Source organism: Luteimonas sp. Soil_C_16, from assembly GCF_057657295.1.
The window spans coordinates 101,636-116,693 of the sequence record NZ_JBDGIS010000003.1; the positions used below are offsets into that span (position 1 = coordinate 101,636).

General features: G+C 67.1%; 15 protein-coding genes and 1 tRNA gene. All 16 read left to right on the plus strand.

Annotated features, from left to right (window positions below; translation table 11 throughout):
• Positions 1-204: 204 nt before the first annotated feature.
• The 16 genes from trpA to nuoI all read left to right on the plus strand — a co-directional run bounded on the left by trpA (position 205) and on the right by nuoI (position 15,056).
• Positions 205-1,011 carry a tryptophan synthase subunit alpha gene (gene trpA, locus AC3A5T_RS06835; RefSeq protein ID WP_487627943.1) on the plus strand — a complete coding sequence of 269 codons (807 nt, stop codon included), beginning with the start codon at positions 205-207 and terminating at the stop codon, positions 1,009-1,011.
• Positions 1,012-1,182: 171 nt separating this feature from the next.
• A complete protein-coding gene (gene accD, locus AC3A5T_RS06840) occupies positions 1,183-2,064 on the plus strand; it encodes an acetyl-CoA carboxylase, carboxyltransferase subunit beta (protein ID WP_332078683.1) in 882 nt (293 codons plus the stop codon).
• On the plus strand, positions 2,061-3,410 hold the full coding sequence (gene glmM, locus AC3A5T_RS06845) for a phosphoglucosamine mutase (protein WP_487627944.1): 1,350 nt from the start codon (positions 2,061-2,063) through the stop codon (positions 3,408-3,410). The genes accD and glmM overlap by 4 nt, the downstream gene beginning before the upstream one ends.
• A 15-nt stretch (positions 3,411-3,425) precedes the next feature.
• Positions 3,426-4,364, plus strand: coding sequence for an isopenicillin N synthase family dioxygenase (locus AC3A5T_RS06850; protein WP_487627945.1), 939 nt, complete (start codon positions 3,426-3,428; stop codon positions 4,362-4,364).
• Positions 4,365-4,597: 233 nt separating this feature from the next.
• A complete protein-coding gene (gene tpiA, locus AC3A5T_RS06855; protein WP_487627946.1) occupies positions 4,598-5,347 on the plus strand; it encodes a triose-phosphate isomerase in 750 nt (249 codons plus the stop codon).
• A gap of 58 nt (positions 5,348-5,405) precedes the next feature.
• Positions 5,406-5,849, plus strand: coding sequence for a preprotein translocase subunit SecG (gene secG / locus AC3A5T_RS06860; RefSeq protein WP_487627947.1), 444 nt, complete (start codon positions 5,406-5,408; stop codon positions 5,847-5,849).
• A gap of 61 nt (positions 5,850-5,910) precedes the next feature.
• Positions 5,911-5,995 (plus strand) — tRNA-Leu (locus AC3A5T_RS06865).
• 343 nt (positions 5,996-6,338) lie between these two features.
• Positions 6,339-6,695, plus strand: coding sequence for an NADH-quinone oxidoreductase subunit A (locus AC3A5T_RS06870; RefSeq protein ID WP_159679484.1), 357 nt, complete (start codon positions 6,339-6,341; stop codon positions 6,693-6,695).
• Positions 6,686-7,264 carry a NuoB/complex I 20 kDa subunit family protein gene (locus AC3A5T_RS06875; protein ID WP_159679482.1) on the plus strand — a complete coding sequence of 193 codons (579 nt, stop codon included), beginning with the start codon at positions 6,686-6,688 and terminating at the stop codon, positions 7,262-7,264. Before AC3A5T_RS06870 ends, AC3A5T_RS06875 begins: the two co-directional genes overlap by 10 nt.
• Positions 7,257-8,015 (plus strand): NADH-quinone oxidoreductase subunit C, encoded by a 759-nt coding sequence (locus AC3A5T_RS06880; RefSeq protein ID WP_487627948.1) that lies wholly within the window; start codon positions 7,257-7,259, stop codon positions 8,013-8,015. Before AC3A5T_RS06875 ends, AC3A5T_RS06880 begins: the two co-directional genes overlap by 8 nt.
• A gap of 5 nt (positions 8,016-8,020) precedes the next feature.
• On the plus strand, positions 8,021-9,325 hold the full coding sequence (locus AC3A5T_RS06885; protein ID WP_487628189.1) for an NADH-quinone oxidoreductase subunit D: 1,305 nt from the start codon (positions 8,021-8,023) through the stop codon (positions 9,323-9,325).
• A complete protein-coding gene (nuoE, locus tag AC3A5T_RS06890; protein ID WP_332078689.1) occupies positions 9,322-9,849 on the plus strand; it encodes an NADH-quinone oxidoreductase subunit NuoE in 528 nt (175 codons plus the stop codon). The genes AC3A5T_RS06885 and nuoE overlap by 4 nt, the downstream gene beginning before the upstream one ends.
• 14 nt (positions 9,850-9,863) lie before the next feature.
• Positions 9,864-11,231: an NADH-quinone oxidoreductase subunit NuoF gene (nuoF, locus tag AC3A5T_RS06895; protein WP_465073739.1), complete on the plus strand. Its 1,368-nt coding sequence runs from the start codon at positions 9,864-9,866 to the stop codon at positions 11,229-11,231.
• Positions 11,228-13,471, plus strand: a complete 2,244-nt coding sequence (nuoG, locus tag AC3A5T_RS06900) for an NADH-quinone oxidoreductase subunit NuoG (protein WP_487627949.1) — start codon at positions 11,228-11,230, stop codon at positions 13,469-13,471. The genes nuoF and nuoG overlap by 4 nt, the downstream gene beginning before the upstream one ends.
• Positions 13,468-14,568, plus strand: coding sequence for an NADH-quinone oxidoreductase subunit NuoH (gene nuoH, locus AC3A5T_RS06905; protein ID WP_332078692.1), 1,101 nt, complete (start codon positions 13,468-13,470; stop codon positions 14,566-14,568). Before nuoG ends, nuoH begins: the two co-directional genes overlap by 4 nt.
• Entirely contained in the window at positions 14,568-15,056 is a 489-nt protein-coding gene (gene nuoI / locus AC3A5T_RS06910) for an NADH-quinone oxidoreductase subunit NuoI (protein WP_487627950.1), read from the plus strand. The genes nuoH and nuoI overlap by 1 nt, the downstream gene beginning before the upstream one ends.
• The last annotated feature ends 2 nt before the right edge of the window (positions 15,057-15,058 follow it).

A 15,058-nucleotide genomic window follows, 5' to 3' on the forward strand; every position in this document is an offset into this window, starting at 1 on the left:
CGATGCCCGCATCCGCCGATGCGTGGCCGCATGACCGTGTCGGCGAGTTCCGCATCGGAGATGCCGTCGATATCACCGGGTTCGGACCGGAGTGGGACATGAGCGATGGTGGCAACCGGGTCTGGCTGACGCGATCACGTTGTCGGAAGGATGCGTCTGATGTCTGCATCGCCCTCCCAATCGAACCTTTCAACGCCGGAACCCATGAACCGCATCGACACCCGTTTCGCCGCGCTCCGCGCCGCCGGCCGCAAAGCGCTGATTCCGTTCTTCACCGCCGGCGATCCCTCGCTCGAAGCCACGGTGCCGGTGATGCATGCACTGGTCGCGGCCGGGGCTGATGTCATCGAACTCGGCGTGCCGTTCTCCGACCCGATGGCCGACGGCCCGACGATCCAGCGCAGTTCCGAGCGCGCGCTGGGGCGGGGCGCGGGCATGACCTACGTGCTCGACGCGGTGCGCCACTTCCGCACGCAGGACGACGCCACGCCGGTCGTGCTGATGGGGTACCTCAATCCGATCGACATCCGTGGCGCGGCGACGTTCGCGAAGCAGGCAGGCGATGCGGGCGTGGATGGCGTCCTGCTGGTCGATCTGCCGCCCGAGGAGGCCGACGAATTCCGCGCGGCCTTCGATGGCGCCGGCATCGCGCTGGTGTTGCTGGCGTCGCCGACGACTACCGATGCGCGCATCGAGGCGCTGTGCGCAGGGGCGCAGGGCTATCTGTACTACGTCAGCTTCGCGGGTGTGACCGGCGCGGCGGACCGGCTCGACACCGCGCAGGCCTCGTCCCGGTTGCGGACCATCCGCGCTGCCAGTCGCGCACCGGTGGTGGCCGGTTTCGGCATCCGCGACGCCGCGAGCGCTGCGGCGATGGCGGTCGATGCCGATGGCGTGGTGGTCGGCAGTGCGCTGGTCGCGGCACTCGACGGCGCGGCAGATGCGGACGAGGCTGCCGCGCGTGCGGGGGCATTCCTCATGCCGCTGCGCAAGGCGCTCGACGCAGGCTGAACAAGCGCGGGATTCGAGCCGTTCCCTGCGGGCGCCGGGGGCTCGATACCCTCCACGACGGGTCGGGCGGGCGCGGTATGAGCCGTACGCCCCCCGCCGGAAGCCCAACGGCCCGTCGGTTACACTTCCGCGCTTTGCGGCCCCGTTGCGGCCGCCGGGAGAAAAACGCCCATGTCCTGGTTGCAGAAGATCATGCCGCCGCGCATCCGCACCGATGCGCCCGCGGCCAAGAAGCGCAGCGTGCCCGAGGGTCTGTGGGAGAAGTGCGAGCGCTGCAGCACCGTGCTGTACGGCCCGGAGCTCGAAGAGAATCTGGAGGTCTGCCCGAAGTGCAACTTCCATCGTGCGATCCGTGCCCGCGCGCGCCTGAAGGCGTTCCTGGACGCGGGCAGCCTGCAGGAGATCGCGGCCGATCTGGGCCCGACCGACATCCTGAAGTTCAAGGACCAGAAGAAGTATTCGGACCGCATCAAGGCCGCGCAGCGCGCCACCGGTGAGCGCGACACGCTGATCGCGATGCAGGGCACGCTGATGCAGCGCCCGATCGTCGCCTGCGCGATGGACTTCGCCTACATGGGCGGCTCGATGGGCTCGGTCGGCGGCGAGAAGTTCGCTCGCGCCGCGGAACAGGCGCTCGCCCTGCAGGCGCCGCTCGTGAGCTTCGCCGCCAGTGGCGGCATGCGCATGCAGGAAAGCATGTTCTCGCTGCTGCAGATGGCCAAGACCTCGGCTGCGCTGGCGCGACTGCGCGAAGCCGGCCTGCCGTACATCTCGGTGTTGACCAACCCGACCTACGGCGGCACGTCGGCGTCGTTCGCGATGCTCGGCGACATCAACCTGGCCGAGCCCGAAGCGCTGATCGGGTTCGCCGGCCCGCGCGTGATCGAACAGACCGTGCGCGAGACCCTGCCCGAAGGCTTCCAGACATCGGAATTCCTGCTCGAGCACGGCGCGATCGATCAGATCTGCGACCGTCGCGAGATGCGTCCGCGCGTGGCCCACCTGCTGGCGCTGCTGACGAAGCAGGACATGCCGACCGAGGCCGCTGCGTGAGCCGCAGGTACTTCGGTACCGACGGCATTCGCGGGCGGGTCGGTGAGGGTTCGATCTCCGCCGATTTCGTGCTGCGCCTGGGCAATGCCTACGGCCATTCGCTGCGCGGACGCGGCGGGGACTGGCGTCGTCCGCAGGTGCTGATCGGCAAGGACACGCGCATCTCGAACTACATGTTCGAGGCCGCGCTCGAGGCCGGACTGGTCGCGGCCGGCGTCGACGTGCAGCTGATGGGCCCGATGCCCACGCCGGCCGTGGCGCACCTGACGCGCTCGCTCGGCGCCGACGGTGGCATCGTCATTTCCGCCTCGCACAATCCGCATCACGACAACGGCATCAAGTTCTTCAGCGCGCAGGGCGAGAAGCTCGACGATGCGACCGAACTCGCGATCGAGGCCGCGCTCGACCAGCCGTTCCGCACCGTGGCGTCCGAGAAGCTCGGCAAGGCCGTGCGCACGCGCGATGCCGTCGGCCGCTACGTGGAAGCCTGCAAGGCCTCGGTGCCTCGTGGATTCGATCTCGACGGCATGCGCATCGTCGTCGACTGCGCGAACGGCGCGACCTACCAGGTCGGTCCGATCGTGCTGCGCGAACTCGGCGCGCAGGTCGAGGTGATCGGCGCCGAACCCAACGGCGTCAACATCAACGATGGCGTCGGCTCGACCCATCCCGAACACCTGAGCGAGCGCGTCAGCCGCAGCGGCGCGAACCTCGGCATCGCCTTCGACGGCGACGGCGATCGTGTGCTGTTCGTCGACGCCAACGGCACCGTGCGAGACGGCGACGACCTGCTGTACGTGCTCGCGCGCGACTGGCAGCAGTCGGGCCGCCTGCAGGGTCCGGTGGTCGGCACGCTGATGAGCAATTACGGCCTGGAGCGCGCATTCGGCGAGGCCGGCATCGGCTTCGCGCGCGCCAAAGTCGGCGACCGCTACGTGCACCAGATGCTGCTCGAACACGAGGGCGTGCTCGGCGGCGAAACCTCCGGGCATCTGCTGTGTCTGGATCGCGCGACGACCGGCGACGGCATCATCAGCGCGCTGCAGGTGCTGGAAGTGCTGCGCCGCCGCGGCGCGTCGCTGCAGGAAGCGTTGCACGGCCTGTCGAAGGTGCCGCAGAAGACCGTCAACGTGCGTTACGAAGGTGCGTCCAAGCCCGTCGAGGCGCCGGCCGTGCAGGCCGCGCTCGCCGATGCGCAGGCCGCCGTGCAGGGCCGCGGGCGCGCGTTCCTGCGTCCGTCGGGGACCGAGCCGGTCGTGCGCGTGACCGTCGAAGCCGACGACGACACCCTGATGCAATCGACACTCGACCAACTGGCCGACGCCGTGCGCGCGGCCGCTGCCTGACCCAAGGATTCCGCCATGAGCGCACGCATCCCGACCCTCGACATCCGCCGTTTCGACACGGATCGCGAAGCCTTCGTCGCCGAACTCGGCGCCGCCTACCGAGAGTGGGGCTTCGCCGGCATCAACGGCCACGGCATTGCGCAGGCGCAGATCGACGGCGCCTACGACGTGTTCAAGGCCTTCTTCGCGCTGCCCGAAGACGTTAAGAAGCGCTACCACGTGGCCGGCGGCGGCGGCGCGCGCGGCTACACCGCGTTCGGCGTCGAGACCGCCAAGGGCGCAAAGCACTTCGACCTCAAGGAGTTCTGGCACATCGGCCGCGAGATTCCGGACGACTCCAAGTACCGCGAGGTCATGCCGCCGAACCTGTGGCCGACCGAAGTCCCGGGTTTCCGCGAACACGGCTACGGCCTGTATCAGACGCTGGACCAGCTTGGCTCGAAGGTGCTCTCGGCGCTGGCGCTGCACATCGGCCTGCCGGAGAACTACTTCGTCGACAAGACCGACTACGGCAATTCGATCCTGCGCCCGATCCATTACCCGCCGATCACCTCGGACGACATTCCCAACGAGCGCGCGGGCGCGCACGAGGACATCAACCTGATCACGCTGCTGGTCGGCGCATCGGCGGCGGGTCTGGAAGTGAAGTCGCGTGATGGCGAGTGGGTGCCCTTCACGTCGGACGCCGACACGATCGTCGTCAACATCGGCGACATGCTGCAGCGCCTGACCAACCACGTGTATCCGTCAACGACGCACCGCGTGACCAATCCGCCGGGCGAGCAGGCCCGCAAGCCGCGGTATTCGGTGCCGTTCTTCCTGCATCCGAATCCGGACTTCGTCATCGACGTGCTGCCGTCGACGGTGACCGCCGACAACCCGAGCCGCTATCCCGAAGCGATCACCGCGCAGGGCTATCTCGAGGAGCGGTTGCGCGAGATCAAGCTGAAGTAAGGCGTCAGCGGCGTCAGACGCAAGCAGACACGGCGCCCGAGGGCGCCGTGTCCGTTCCTGGGCACCGGAAGTATCCACGCAGCAGAAGGTCGAGCTGCGCGCGCCGCCGGTCGCGGCGTCCGCACCGGCTGCCGCGCCAGCGGAGCCCAGGCGCGCGGCAGTGCGTGGTCCCTGAACCGGGCCGGCAGGCGCATCGGCTATCCTCTTGCGCCTCTCGTCTCAAGGAGTCGCCCATGCGCCGCAGGATCGTCGCCGGCAACTGGAAGCTGCAGGGCAGCCGCACATTCGCCACCGAACTCGTCGAGGGCATCGCCGCCGGGCTACCGGGCGGGGTGGAGGCGATCGTGCTGCCGCCGTATCCGTATCTCCCGCTGCTGACGCAGTCGCATTCGGGGCGCGGCGTGGCCTTCGGCGCGCAGGACGTCAGCGCGCACGCCAAGGGCGCCTACACCGGCGAGGTGGCCGCCTCGATGCTGGCCGACGTCGGCGCCGTCTACACGCTGGTCGGCCATTCCGAGCGCCGCCAGTACCACGGCGAGGACGACGCGCTGGTCGCGCGGAAGTTCATCGCCGCCCGCGCCGCCGGCCTGGTGCCGATCCTGTGCGTGGGCGAGACCCGCGAGCAGCGCGAGGCCGGCCGTACCGAAGCGGTGATCGCCGCCCAGGTCGGGACCGTGCTGGCCGAGGCCGGTGTGGCCGCATTCGATGGCGCGATCGTCGCCTACGAGCCGGTCTGGGCGATCGGCACCGGCCTGACCGCCAGCGCCGAGCAGGCGCAGGCCGTGCACGCCTTCCTGCGTGGCGTGGTCGCCGGACAGGATGCTAGAATCGCCGATTCGTTGCCGCTGCTCTATGGCGGCAGCTGCAAGCCCGACAATGCCGCTGCGCTGTTCTCGCAGCCCGACGTCGACGGCGGATTGATCGGTGGCGCCTCGCTGGCGGCCGACGACTTCCTGGCCATCGTCGCCGCGGCCGCGCGCTGAGCGCAGCCGGCGATTCCGACACAAGGCCCGTCCGCGGGCACCCCAGAGCGCCCACGCAATGCTGCTGACCGTCTTCAACATCCTGTTCGTCATCATCGCCATCGCGATGATCGCGTTGATCCTCATGCAGCGCGGCGCCGGTGCCGCGGCCGGTTCCGGCTTCGGTGGCGGTGCGTCCGCGACCGTGTTCGGCGCGCGCGGCTCGTCGAACTTCCTGTCGAAGGCGACGAAGTGGCTGGCGATCAGCTTCTTCTCGATCACGCTGTTCATGGCCTGGTACGCGATGCATCGCGCCAATCCGAACGCGCTGGACATGGACCTGGGCGTCATGGGCGGCGAGGTGCCGACCGCGCCGGTCGAAGGCGCGCCGGTCGCACCGCCCGCACCCGCCGACGCGACCGTGCCGGCTGCACCGTCTGCCGAGGGCGCAGTCCCGGCCGCGCCGCCGGCGGCGGAAAATTCTTCGCAGGAATCGCCGCAGCCCACTCCCCAGAACGATTGATTGGGATTACAATGCGCGGCTCGCCGGGGCGGTAGGCCCGGATGAGGTTTCAGGTTGACCTGCCCAGGTGGCGGAATTGGTAGACGCACTACCTTGAGGTGGTAGCGGCTTAGGTCGTAGGGGTTCGAGTCCCCTCTTGGGCACCAACCGGAAAAGCGATGCGGGTCACGCGCATCGGACACGAAAAGCCTCGCGCAAGCGGGGCTTTTTCGTGCGCGGAAGTATGCGGCGGCGCGCGGACAGGAATCATTCGCGCGCGCACTTCACGTGCCGTGCGGCGCTGCATCGCGATGCAGCCCATGAGCGGCGTATGCAGCGGCGGAAATCGTTTACTCACCAGTTCTGTAACCGGTACAATTGCCGGAATCGGGCGATCGCACAACGTGCATCGCCCGGCCTTCGTGAAGCGCTCCGACGCTTCGAGAATGCGGCGTCCACAGGCGCCGAGCCAAGGCCGCACATTGCGGCCGTAGCCGAGAGAACATCCGAGTGCTGGCCGAATATCTGCCGACCCTGCTGTTCCTGATCGTTGCCACGGGGATCGGCATTGCCTTGCTGATCATTGGCAACCTGCTGGGGCCCAAGCGCCCGACGCTGGAAAAGCTGTCGCCCTACGAGTGCGGATTCGAAGCCTTCGAAGACGCGCGCATGCAGTTCGACGTGCGCTATTACCTCATCGCGATCCAGTTCATCGTCTTCGATCTGGAAATCATCTTCATCGTGCCCTGGGCCACCGTGTTCCGCGAACTCGGCGTGCTGGGCCTGATCGAGATGGGCATCTTCGCCGGCATGCTGCTGCTCGGCTTCGTCTACGTGTGGAAGAAGGGAGCGCTGGAATGGGAGTGAACCAGACCGTCGCGCGCCTGATGAACAACCCGCTGCCGGAAGGCCGCGTGGACGACATCCTGCGCCCGGAAGGCGAGAACCCGCTGCTCGAGCGCGGTTTCGTCACGACCAGTTCCGATGTGCTGCTCAACTGGGCACGCACCGGCTCGATGTGGCCGATGACCTTCGGTCTCGCCTGCTGCGCGGTGGAAATGATGCACGCCGGTGCGGCGCGCCTCGATCTCGACCGCTACGGCGTGGTGTTCCGCCCGTCGCCGCGCCAGTCGGACGTGATGATCGTGGCCGGCACCCTGGTCAACAAGATGGCCCCGGCGCTGCGCAAGGTCTACGACCAGATGCCGGATCCCAAGTGGGTCATCTCGATGGGCAGCTGCGCCAACGGCGGCGGCTACTACCACTACTCGTATTCGGTGGTGCGCGGTTGCGATCGCATCGTGCCGGTCGACGTCTACGTGCCGGGCTGCCCGCCGACGGCCGAAGCGCTGATCTACGGCATCTTGCAGTTGCAGAAAAAGATCCGCCGCGCCACCAACTTCGGCGACACCAAGACGGGGCAGCGCGATGCGTGAGTCCTCCACCGCGTTCGCGGCGCGTCTGCGCGCGCGCTTCTCCGACGCCGACGTGGCGGTCGCACTGCCGCGCGGCGAGGTGACGATCACCACGGCCGGCGACTGGCTCGATACCGCGCGCGCGCTGCGCGACGAATTCGGCTTCGAGTCGCTGATCGACGTCTGCGGCGTCGACTATCTCGGCCACGGCAGTGACGAATGGGACACCGACGTGTCCTCCGAAGGTTTCAGCCGCGGCGTCGAAGGCCGTGGTCCGGGCCGTTTCAAGTTCGGCGAAACCGGCAGCCGCCAGGTCTCGCAGCCGCATGGCGATGCCGGGATTCCGGTGCCGCAGCGCCGCTTCGCCGCGGTCGCGCAGTTGCTGTCGATCCAGCACAACCAGCGCGTGACGCTGAAGTGCTTCGCGCCCAGCGACGATCTGCCGGTGGTGTCCTCGCTGACCGTGCTCTGGCCGGTCGCGAACTGGTTCGAGCGGGAAGCCTTCGATCTGTTCGGCGTGATCTTCGAAGGTCACCCGGATCTGCGCCGCATCCTGACCGACTACGGGTTCGTCGGTCATCCGTTCCGCAAGGATTTCCCGTTGATCGGCAATGTCGAAGTGCGTTACGACGCCGAGCGCAAGCGCGTGGTGTACGAGCCGGTGACCTCGGTCGAACCGCGTGTCGGCGTGCCGCGCGTGATCCGTGACGACGCCCGTTTCGCGACCGCAAGCGGCGAACAGGCCGCGCGCCGCGTGGAGGCTGCCAAGTGAGCGCCGTGCCGACCACCTCGCTGCACACCAACGCGACGCCGAGTGCGGAAGCGCTGAAGCAGGAAATCCGCAACTACACGTTCAACTTCGGTCCCCAGCACCCGTCCGCGCACGGCGTGCTGCGCCTGATCCTGGAGATGGACGGCGAGACCGTGATGCGCGCCGATCCGCACATCGGCCTGCTGCACCGGGGCACCGAGAAGCTGGCCGAGTCGAAGCCGTTCAACCAGTCGATCGGTTACATGGATCGCCTCGACTACGTGTCGATGATGTGCAACGAGCACGCCTACGTGCGCGCGATCGAGACCCTGATGGGGATCGAGGCGCCCGAGCGCGCGCAGTGGATCCGCACGCTGTTCGACGAGATCACCCGCATCCTCAACCACCTGATGTGGGTGGGCTCGAACGCGCTCGATCTCGGCGCGATGGCGGTGATGCTCTACGCGTTCCGCGAGCGCGAAGAGTTGATGGACGTCTACGAGGCGGTGTCGGGCGCGCGCATGCACGCGACCTATTACCGTCCCGGCGGCGTCTACCGTGACCTGCCTGCGCAGATGCCGCAGTACGCCGAGTCGCGCTGGCGCAAGGGCGAGAAGCTCAAGCGTTTCAACAAGTGGCGCGGCGGCTCGATGCTCGATTATCTCGAGGCATTCGCCAAGGATTTCCCCAAGCGCGTCGACGAGTACGAAACCCTGCTCACCGACAACCGCATCTGGAAGCAGCGCACCGTCGGCATCGGCGTGATTCCGCCGGACCTGGCCAAGGCCTGGGGCATGACCGGTCCGATGCTGCGCGGTTCGGGCGTCGAGTGGGATCTGCGCAAGACCCAGCCTTACGCCAAGTACGCCGAAGTCGATTTCGACATCGCGGTGGGCGTCAATGGCGACTGCTACGACCGCTATCTCGTGCGCGTGTTCGAGATGCGCGAGTCGGCGAAGATCATCCAGCAGTGCGTCAACTGGCTGCGGGCGAATCCCGGCCCGGTCATGCTGGACAACTACAAGGTGTCGCCGCCGTCGCGTGAGTCGATGAAGGACGACATGGAAGCGTTGATCCATCACTTCAAGCTGTTCACCGAGGGCTACAGCGTGCCTGCCGGCGAGACCTACAGCGCCGTCGAAGCCCCGAAGGGCGAGTTCGGCTGCTACCTGGTCTCCGACGGCGCGAACAAGCCGTTCCGCGTGCACCTGCGCGCGCCCGGTTTCGCACATCTCTCGTCGATGGACGCCATCACCAGCGGACACATGCTGTCCGACGTGGTGGCGATGATCGGTACCTATGACATCGTGTTCGGAGAAGTCGACCGATGAAGGCGACTGGCAATTTCGAGAACGCCCGCAACGTCGACCCGATGGTCGTGCTCAGCGGCGACACGCGCGCGCACATCGATCACTGGCTGACCAAGTTCCCCGAAGACCGCAAGCGGTCCGCGGTGCTGCAGGGGCTGTTCGCGGCGCAGGAGCAGAACAACGGCTGGCTGACCGACGAGCTGATCGCCGGCGTCGCCAAGTATCTGGACCTGCCGCCGGTGTGGGCCTACGAGGTGGCGACGTTCTACTCGATGTTCGAGACCGAGAAGGTCGGCCGCAACAACGTCGCGTTCTGCACCAACATCAGCTGCTGGCTCAACGGCGCCGAGGATCTCGTCGCGCACGCGGAGAAGAAGCTGGGCTGCAAGCTGGGTGAATCCACCGCCGACGGTCGCGTCTTCCTCAAGCGCGAAGAAGAGTGCGTCGCTGCGTGCTGCGGCGCGCCGGTCGTGGTCATCAACGGTCATTACCACGAGAAGCTCACACCCGAGACGGTGGACGAGCTGATCGACGGTCTGAAGTAAGGCATCGCGCGGACATGGCACATCACCATCCCAAGTCTTCCGAAGGTTACGGGCCCGTCGGGCCTGCGCCGCAGGAACACCAGGCGGTCTACACCACGCTGCATTTCGACAAGCCGTGGTCCTACGAGAACTACCTCAAGACGGGTGGTTACAGCGCGCTGCGCAAGATTCTCGAAGAGAAGATTCCGCCGGCCGACGTGATCGAGATGGTCAAGCAGTCGGGCCTGCGCGGCCGTGGCGGCGCGGGCTTTCCGACCGGTCTGAAGTGGAGCTTCATGCCCAAGGGCGAGATGCAGAAGTACATCCTCTGCAATTCGGACGAATCCGAGCCGGGCACTGCGAAAGACCGCGACATCCTGCGTTACAACCCGCACTCGGTCATCGAGGGCATGGCGATCGCGTGCTACGCGACCGGCTCGACGGTGGCCTACAATTACCTGCGCGGCGAGTTCCATCACGAGCCCTTCGAGCATCTGGAAGAAGCCACCGCCGAGGCCTACGCCAACGGCTGGCTGGGCAAGAACCTGCTCGGCTCGGGTATCGATGTCGACATCTACAACGCGCTCGGCGCGGGCGCCTACATCTGCGGCGAAGAAACCGCGCTGATGGAATCGCTGGAAGGCAAGAAGGGACAGCCGCGCTTCAAGCCGCCGTTCCCGGCCAATTTCGGTCTGTACGGCAAGCCGACGACGATCAACAACACCGAGACCTACGCCTCGGTGCCCGCGATCGTGCGCAACGGCGCGCAGTGGTTCATGGATCTGGGCAAGCCCAACAACGGCGGCTGCAAGATCTTCTCGGTCTCCGGCCATGTGGCCAAGCCGGGCAACCACGAGATCCGTCTGGGCACCTCGTTCGCCGATCTGCTGGCGCTGTGCGGCGGCATGCGCGAAGGCCGCACGATCAAGGGCGTAATTCCGGGTGGTTCGTCGATGCCGGTGCTGCCGGGCGAGACGATGATGGGCCTGACGATGGATTACGACGCGCTGCAGAAGGCCGGTTCCGGCCTCGGCTCGGGCGCGGTCATCGTCATGGACGACACGACTTGCATGGTGCGCGCGTGCCGACGCATCGCGCGCTTCTACTACAAGGAGAGCTGCGGCCAGTGCACGCCGTGCCGCGAAGGCACCGGCTGGATGTACCGCATGCTGTGCCGCATCGCCGACCACACGGCGACGGTCGAAGACCTGCAGATGCTGCGGGCCGCGGCCGGCCAGATCGAGGGACACACCATCTGCGCGTTCGGTGAAGCGGCCGCATGGCCGGTGCAGGGCTTCCTGCGCCATTTCTGGGACGAATTCGAGTACGCGATCGTGAACAAGCGCTTCCTCGTCGACGACCAGCGCAACGGCACCGTGGTGCCCAAGGCGGTCGCCGCATGAGCGCGCAACCCGTGAATCCGAACCTGCCGCCCGACCACGTCACCGTCTTCATCGACGGCGTCGAACTGGCCGCGCCCAAGGGCTCGATGATCATCCATGCCGCCGACAAGGCCGGCATTCCGATCCCGCGTTTCTGCTATCACGACAAGCTCGAGATCGCCGCGAACTGCCGCATGTGCCTGGTCGACACCGAAGTCGGCGGCCGCGGTGCGCCCAAGCCGTCCCCGGCCTGCGCCACGCCGGTGATGGACGGCCTGAAGGTCTTCACGCGCAACGAGAAGGCGCTCAAAGCCCAGCGCAACGTGATGGAGTTCCTGCTGATCAACCATCCGCTCGACTGCCCGATCTGCGATCAGGGCGGCGAGTGCGAACTGCAGGATCTGTCGCTCGGTTACGGCCGTTCGGTGAGCCGCTTCGCCGAGCGCAAGCGCGTCGTCGCCGACGAGGACCTCGGTCCGCTGGTCGCGACCGAGATGACCCGCTGCATCCAGTGCACGCGCTGCGTGCGCTTCACCGCCGAGATCGCCGGCACCTACGAGCTGGGTGGCATGCAGCGCGGCGAGAACCTGCAGATCGGCACCTACGACGGCAAGCCGCTGACGACCGAACTCTCGGGCAACGTCATCGACGTGTGCCCGGTCGGCGCGCTGACCAACAAGGTGTTCCGTTTCCGTGCGCGTCCTTGGGAACTGATCGCGCGCGAATCGCTCGGCGGTCACGACGCGCTGGGCAGCAACCTGTTCCATCACCTGCGCCGCGGCGACGTGATGCGCACCGTGCCGCGCGACAACGAAGCGGTCAACGAGTGCTGGATCTCCGATCGCGACCGTTACTCGCACCAGGGCCTGACGGCCGATGACCGCGCGGTGCATCCGCTGGTCAAGGACGGGGGCGAGTGGCGCGAGGCCTCGTGGGACGAGGCGCTCGAGCGCGCGATGACGATCCTGCGTGAGAACGCGGCCGACGAGCTCGGCGTGCTGGTGCATCCGTCGACCTCTAACGAGGAAGGCGCGCTGCTGGCACGTCTGGCCGAGGCCCTGGGCACCGGCAACCTCGATCACCGCATCGCCCAGCGTGACCTGTCCGATGGCGCCGTTGCGGAAGCCTTCGCGATGCCGGTCGCCGAACTCGAGCAGGCCGATGTCGTGCTGCTGGTCGGCAGCAATCTGCGCCATGAAGTGCCGCTGCTGCATCACCGCGTGCGCCAGGCGTGGAAGCGCGGCGCCAAGGTGTACGTGGTCAATCCGGTCGATTTCGAGTTCACCTTCGACATCGAGGACAAGGCCATCGTGGCGCCGTCGAAGATCGCCGAAACGCTGCAGGTTGCCGAACTCGGCGACGCACTGAGCGGCGCGAAGCATGCGGCGATCATCGTCGGTGCGCAGGCGGAAGCCAGCGCGCACGCGGCCGATATCCGCAAGGCCGCGGCTGCGCTCGCCGTGGAGACCGGCGCGTCGCTGTGCCGCATTCCGCACGGCGCCAACGCGCTGGGTCTGTCGCGTGCCGGCGTGCTGCCGACCTCGCGCGATGCGAACGCGATGCTGGCCGAGCGCCGCGGCGCGTACGTCATCTACGGCATCGAGCCGGGTCTGGACTTCGCCGACCAGGCGCAGGCCTTGCAGGCACTGGGCGCGGCGCAGGTCGTGTCCTTCAGCCACTTTGCCTGCCAGTCAACGCGCAGCGTCGCCGACGTGATCCTGCCGATCGGCGCGCTCGCCGAAATCGACGCAACGCTGACCAATCTCGAAGGCCGCGACCAGCAGGCCACCTCGGCCGGCAAGCTGCCGGGCGACGCACGTGCCGGCTGGCGCGTGCTGCGCGCCCTCGGTGGCGCGCTCGAAGCGCCGGGCTTCGAGTTCACCGATCTCGCCGGTCTGCGTGCGGGCCTGCAGGGCAAGGCGGTCTCGGTGGCTGCATCCGCGGCGCCGGTCGTCGACGGTGACGGCTTCGAACTGGCCGTCAGCCAGGCGATCTACCGCGTCGACGGTCTGACCCGTCGCGCTGCCGCGCTGCAGTCGCATCCGTTGACCGTCGGCCCGCGCATCGTGCTGCATCCCGACGACGCGGCCGCAAGCCAGGTCGCCGACGGCGGCATGGCCAAGGTTTCGAATGCGGTCGGCACCGCGACGCTGCAGGTGGCGATCGACGATCGCGTCGCACCGGGCGCGGCGTGGGTGGAATCGGGCTATGGCGCCACGGCGGCGCTGTCGGCCGGCAAGGTCAAGGTGGTGGCGGCATGAGTGCGACCCAAACCGGCGTGACCAACACCGCATCGCTGCTGGGCGATCTGTCGGCGCCGCTGTACGACTGGCTGATGTCGCTGGGCGCGATCGGGCTGATCCTGTGGATCGTGCTCAAGATCCTGTTGATCGCGATGCCGGTGATCATCGCCGTCGCGTTCTACGTGGTCTGGGAGCGCAAGCTGCTGGGCTGGATGCATCAGCGCCATGGTCCGATGTACGTGGGCATGGGCATCTTCCAGGCCTTCGCCGACGTCTTCAAACTGCTGTTCAAGGAAGTCATCCAGCCGACCAACGCGCAGCGCGTGCTGTTCGTGCTGGCGCCGCTGATCACGCTCGCGCCGGCGTTCGCGGCCTGGGCCGTGGTGCCGTTCGATGCGCAGCTGGTGCTGTCGAACGCCAACGCCGGTCTGCTGTATCTGCTGGCGATGACGAGCTTGGGCATCTACGGCATCATCCTCGCCGGCTGGGCCTCCAACTCGAAGTACGCGTTCCTCGGTGCGATGCGCGCCTCGGCGCAGATGATCAGCTACGAGATCGCGATGGGCTTCGCGCTCGTCGGCGTGATGGTCGGCGCGGGCAGCTTGAACCTGTCCGAGATCGTCATGGCGCAAGCCGGCGGCAAGGGCCTGTTCGACTGGTTCTGGCTGCCGATGCTGCCGCTGTTCGTCATCTACTTCATCTCCGGCGTGGCCGAGACCAACCGCGCGCCGTTCGATGTCGTCGAAGGCGAGTCGGAAATCGTCGCCGGTCACATGGTCGAGTATTCGGGGTCGGCGTTCGCGCTGTTCTTCCTCGCCGAATACGCGAACATGATCCTGATCAGCTTCCTGGTCGCGATCTTCTTCCTCGGCGGCTGGCTGTCCCCGTTCCAGGGCCTGGGCATTCCGCTGCTGTCGGTCGACGGCTGGTGGTGGCTGTTCGCGAAGGTGTTCTTCTTCGCCAGCTGCTTCATCTGGTTCCGCGCCTCGTTCCCGCGCTACCGCTACGACCAGATCATGCGGCTGGGCTGGAAGGTCTTCATTCCGATCAGCATCGGCTGGATCGTGGTCACCGCGCTGATGGCGTACTTCGGAATCTTCGAGGCAGGGCAGTAATGGCCAAGTTCGTTGCATGGTTCAAGGGCCTGTTGCTGCTCGAGTTGCTCGGCGGCATGGCACTGACCTTCCGGTATCTGTTCCGCGACAAGTACACGCTGATGTACCCGATGGAGAAGACCCCGCAGTCGCCGCGTTTCCGCGGGCTGCACGCGCTGCGTCGGTATCCCAACGGCGAGGAGCGCTGCATCGCGTGCAAGCTGTGCGAGGCCGTCTGCCCCGCGCTGGCGATCACGATCGATTCCGAGCAGCGCGAGGACGGCACCCGCCGCACCACGCGCTACGACATCGATCTGTTCAAGTGCATCTACTGCGGCTTCTGCGAGGAATCGTGCCCGGTGGACTCGATCGTCGAGACCCATCTGCACGAGTACCACTTCGAGAACCGCGGCGAGAACATCGTGACCAAGCCGCAGCTGCTGGCGATCGGCGACCGTCTCGAGAGCGAGATCGCAGAACGTCGCGCCGCCGACTCCGCGTACAGGTAAGT

Coding starts and splice junctions, on each gene's coding strand:
- trpA (WP_487627943.1), top strand. CDS start 205: ATGAACCGCATCGACACCCGTTTCGCCGCGCTCCGCGCCGCCGGCCGC.
- accD (WP_332078683.1), top strand. CDS start 1,183: ATGTCCTGGTTGCAGAAGATCATGCCGCCGCGCATCCGCACCGATGCG.
- AC3A5T_RS06850 (WP_487627945.1), top strand. CDS start 3,426: ATGAGCGCACGCATCCCGACCCTCGACATCCGCCGTTTCGACACGGAT.
- tpiA (WP_487627946.1), top strand. CDS start 4,598: ATGCGCCGCAGGATCGTCGCCGGCAACTGGAAGCTGCAGGGCAGCCGC.
- secG (WP_487627947.1), top strand. CDS start 5,406: ATGCTGCTGACCGTCTTCAACATCCTGTTCGTCATCATCGCCATCGCG.
- AC3A5T_RS06875 (WP_159679482.1), top strand. CDS start 6,686: ATGGGAGTGAACCAGACCGTCGCGCGCCTGATGAACAACCCGCTGCCG.
- AC3A5T_RS06880 (WP_487627948.1), top strand. CDS start 7,257: ATGCGTGAGTCCTCCACCGCGTTCGCGGCGCGTCTGCGCGCGCGCTTC.
- nuoE (WP_332078689.1), top strand. CDS start 9,322: ATGAAGGCGACTGGCAATTTCGAGAACGCCCGCAACGTCGACCCGATG.
- nuoF (WP_465073739.1), top strand. CDS start 9,864: ATGGCACATCACCATCCCAAGTCTTCCGAAGGTTACGGGCCCGTCGGG.
- nuoG (WP_487627949.1), top strand. CDS start 11,228: ATGAGCGCGCAACCCGTGAATCCGAACCTGCCGCCCGACCACGTCACC.
- nuoH (WP_332078692.1), top strand. CDS start 13,468: ATGAGTGCGACCCAAACCGGCGTGACCAACACCGCATCGCTGCTGGGC.
- nuoI (WP_487627950.1), top strand. CDS start 14,568: ATGGCCAAGTTCGTTGCATGGTTCAAGGGCCTGTTGCTGCTCGAGTTG.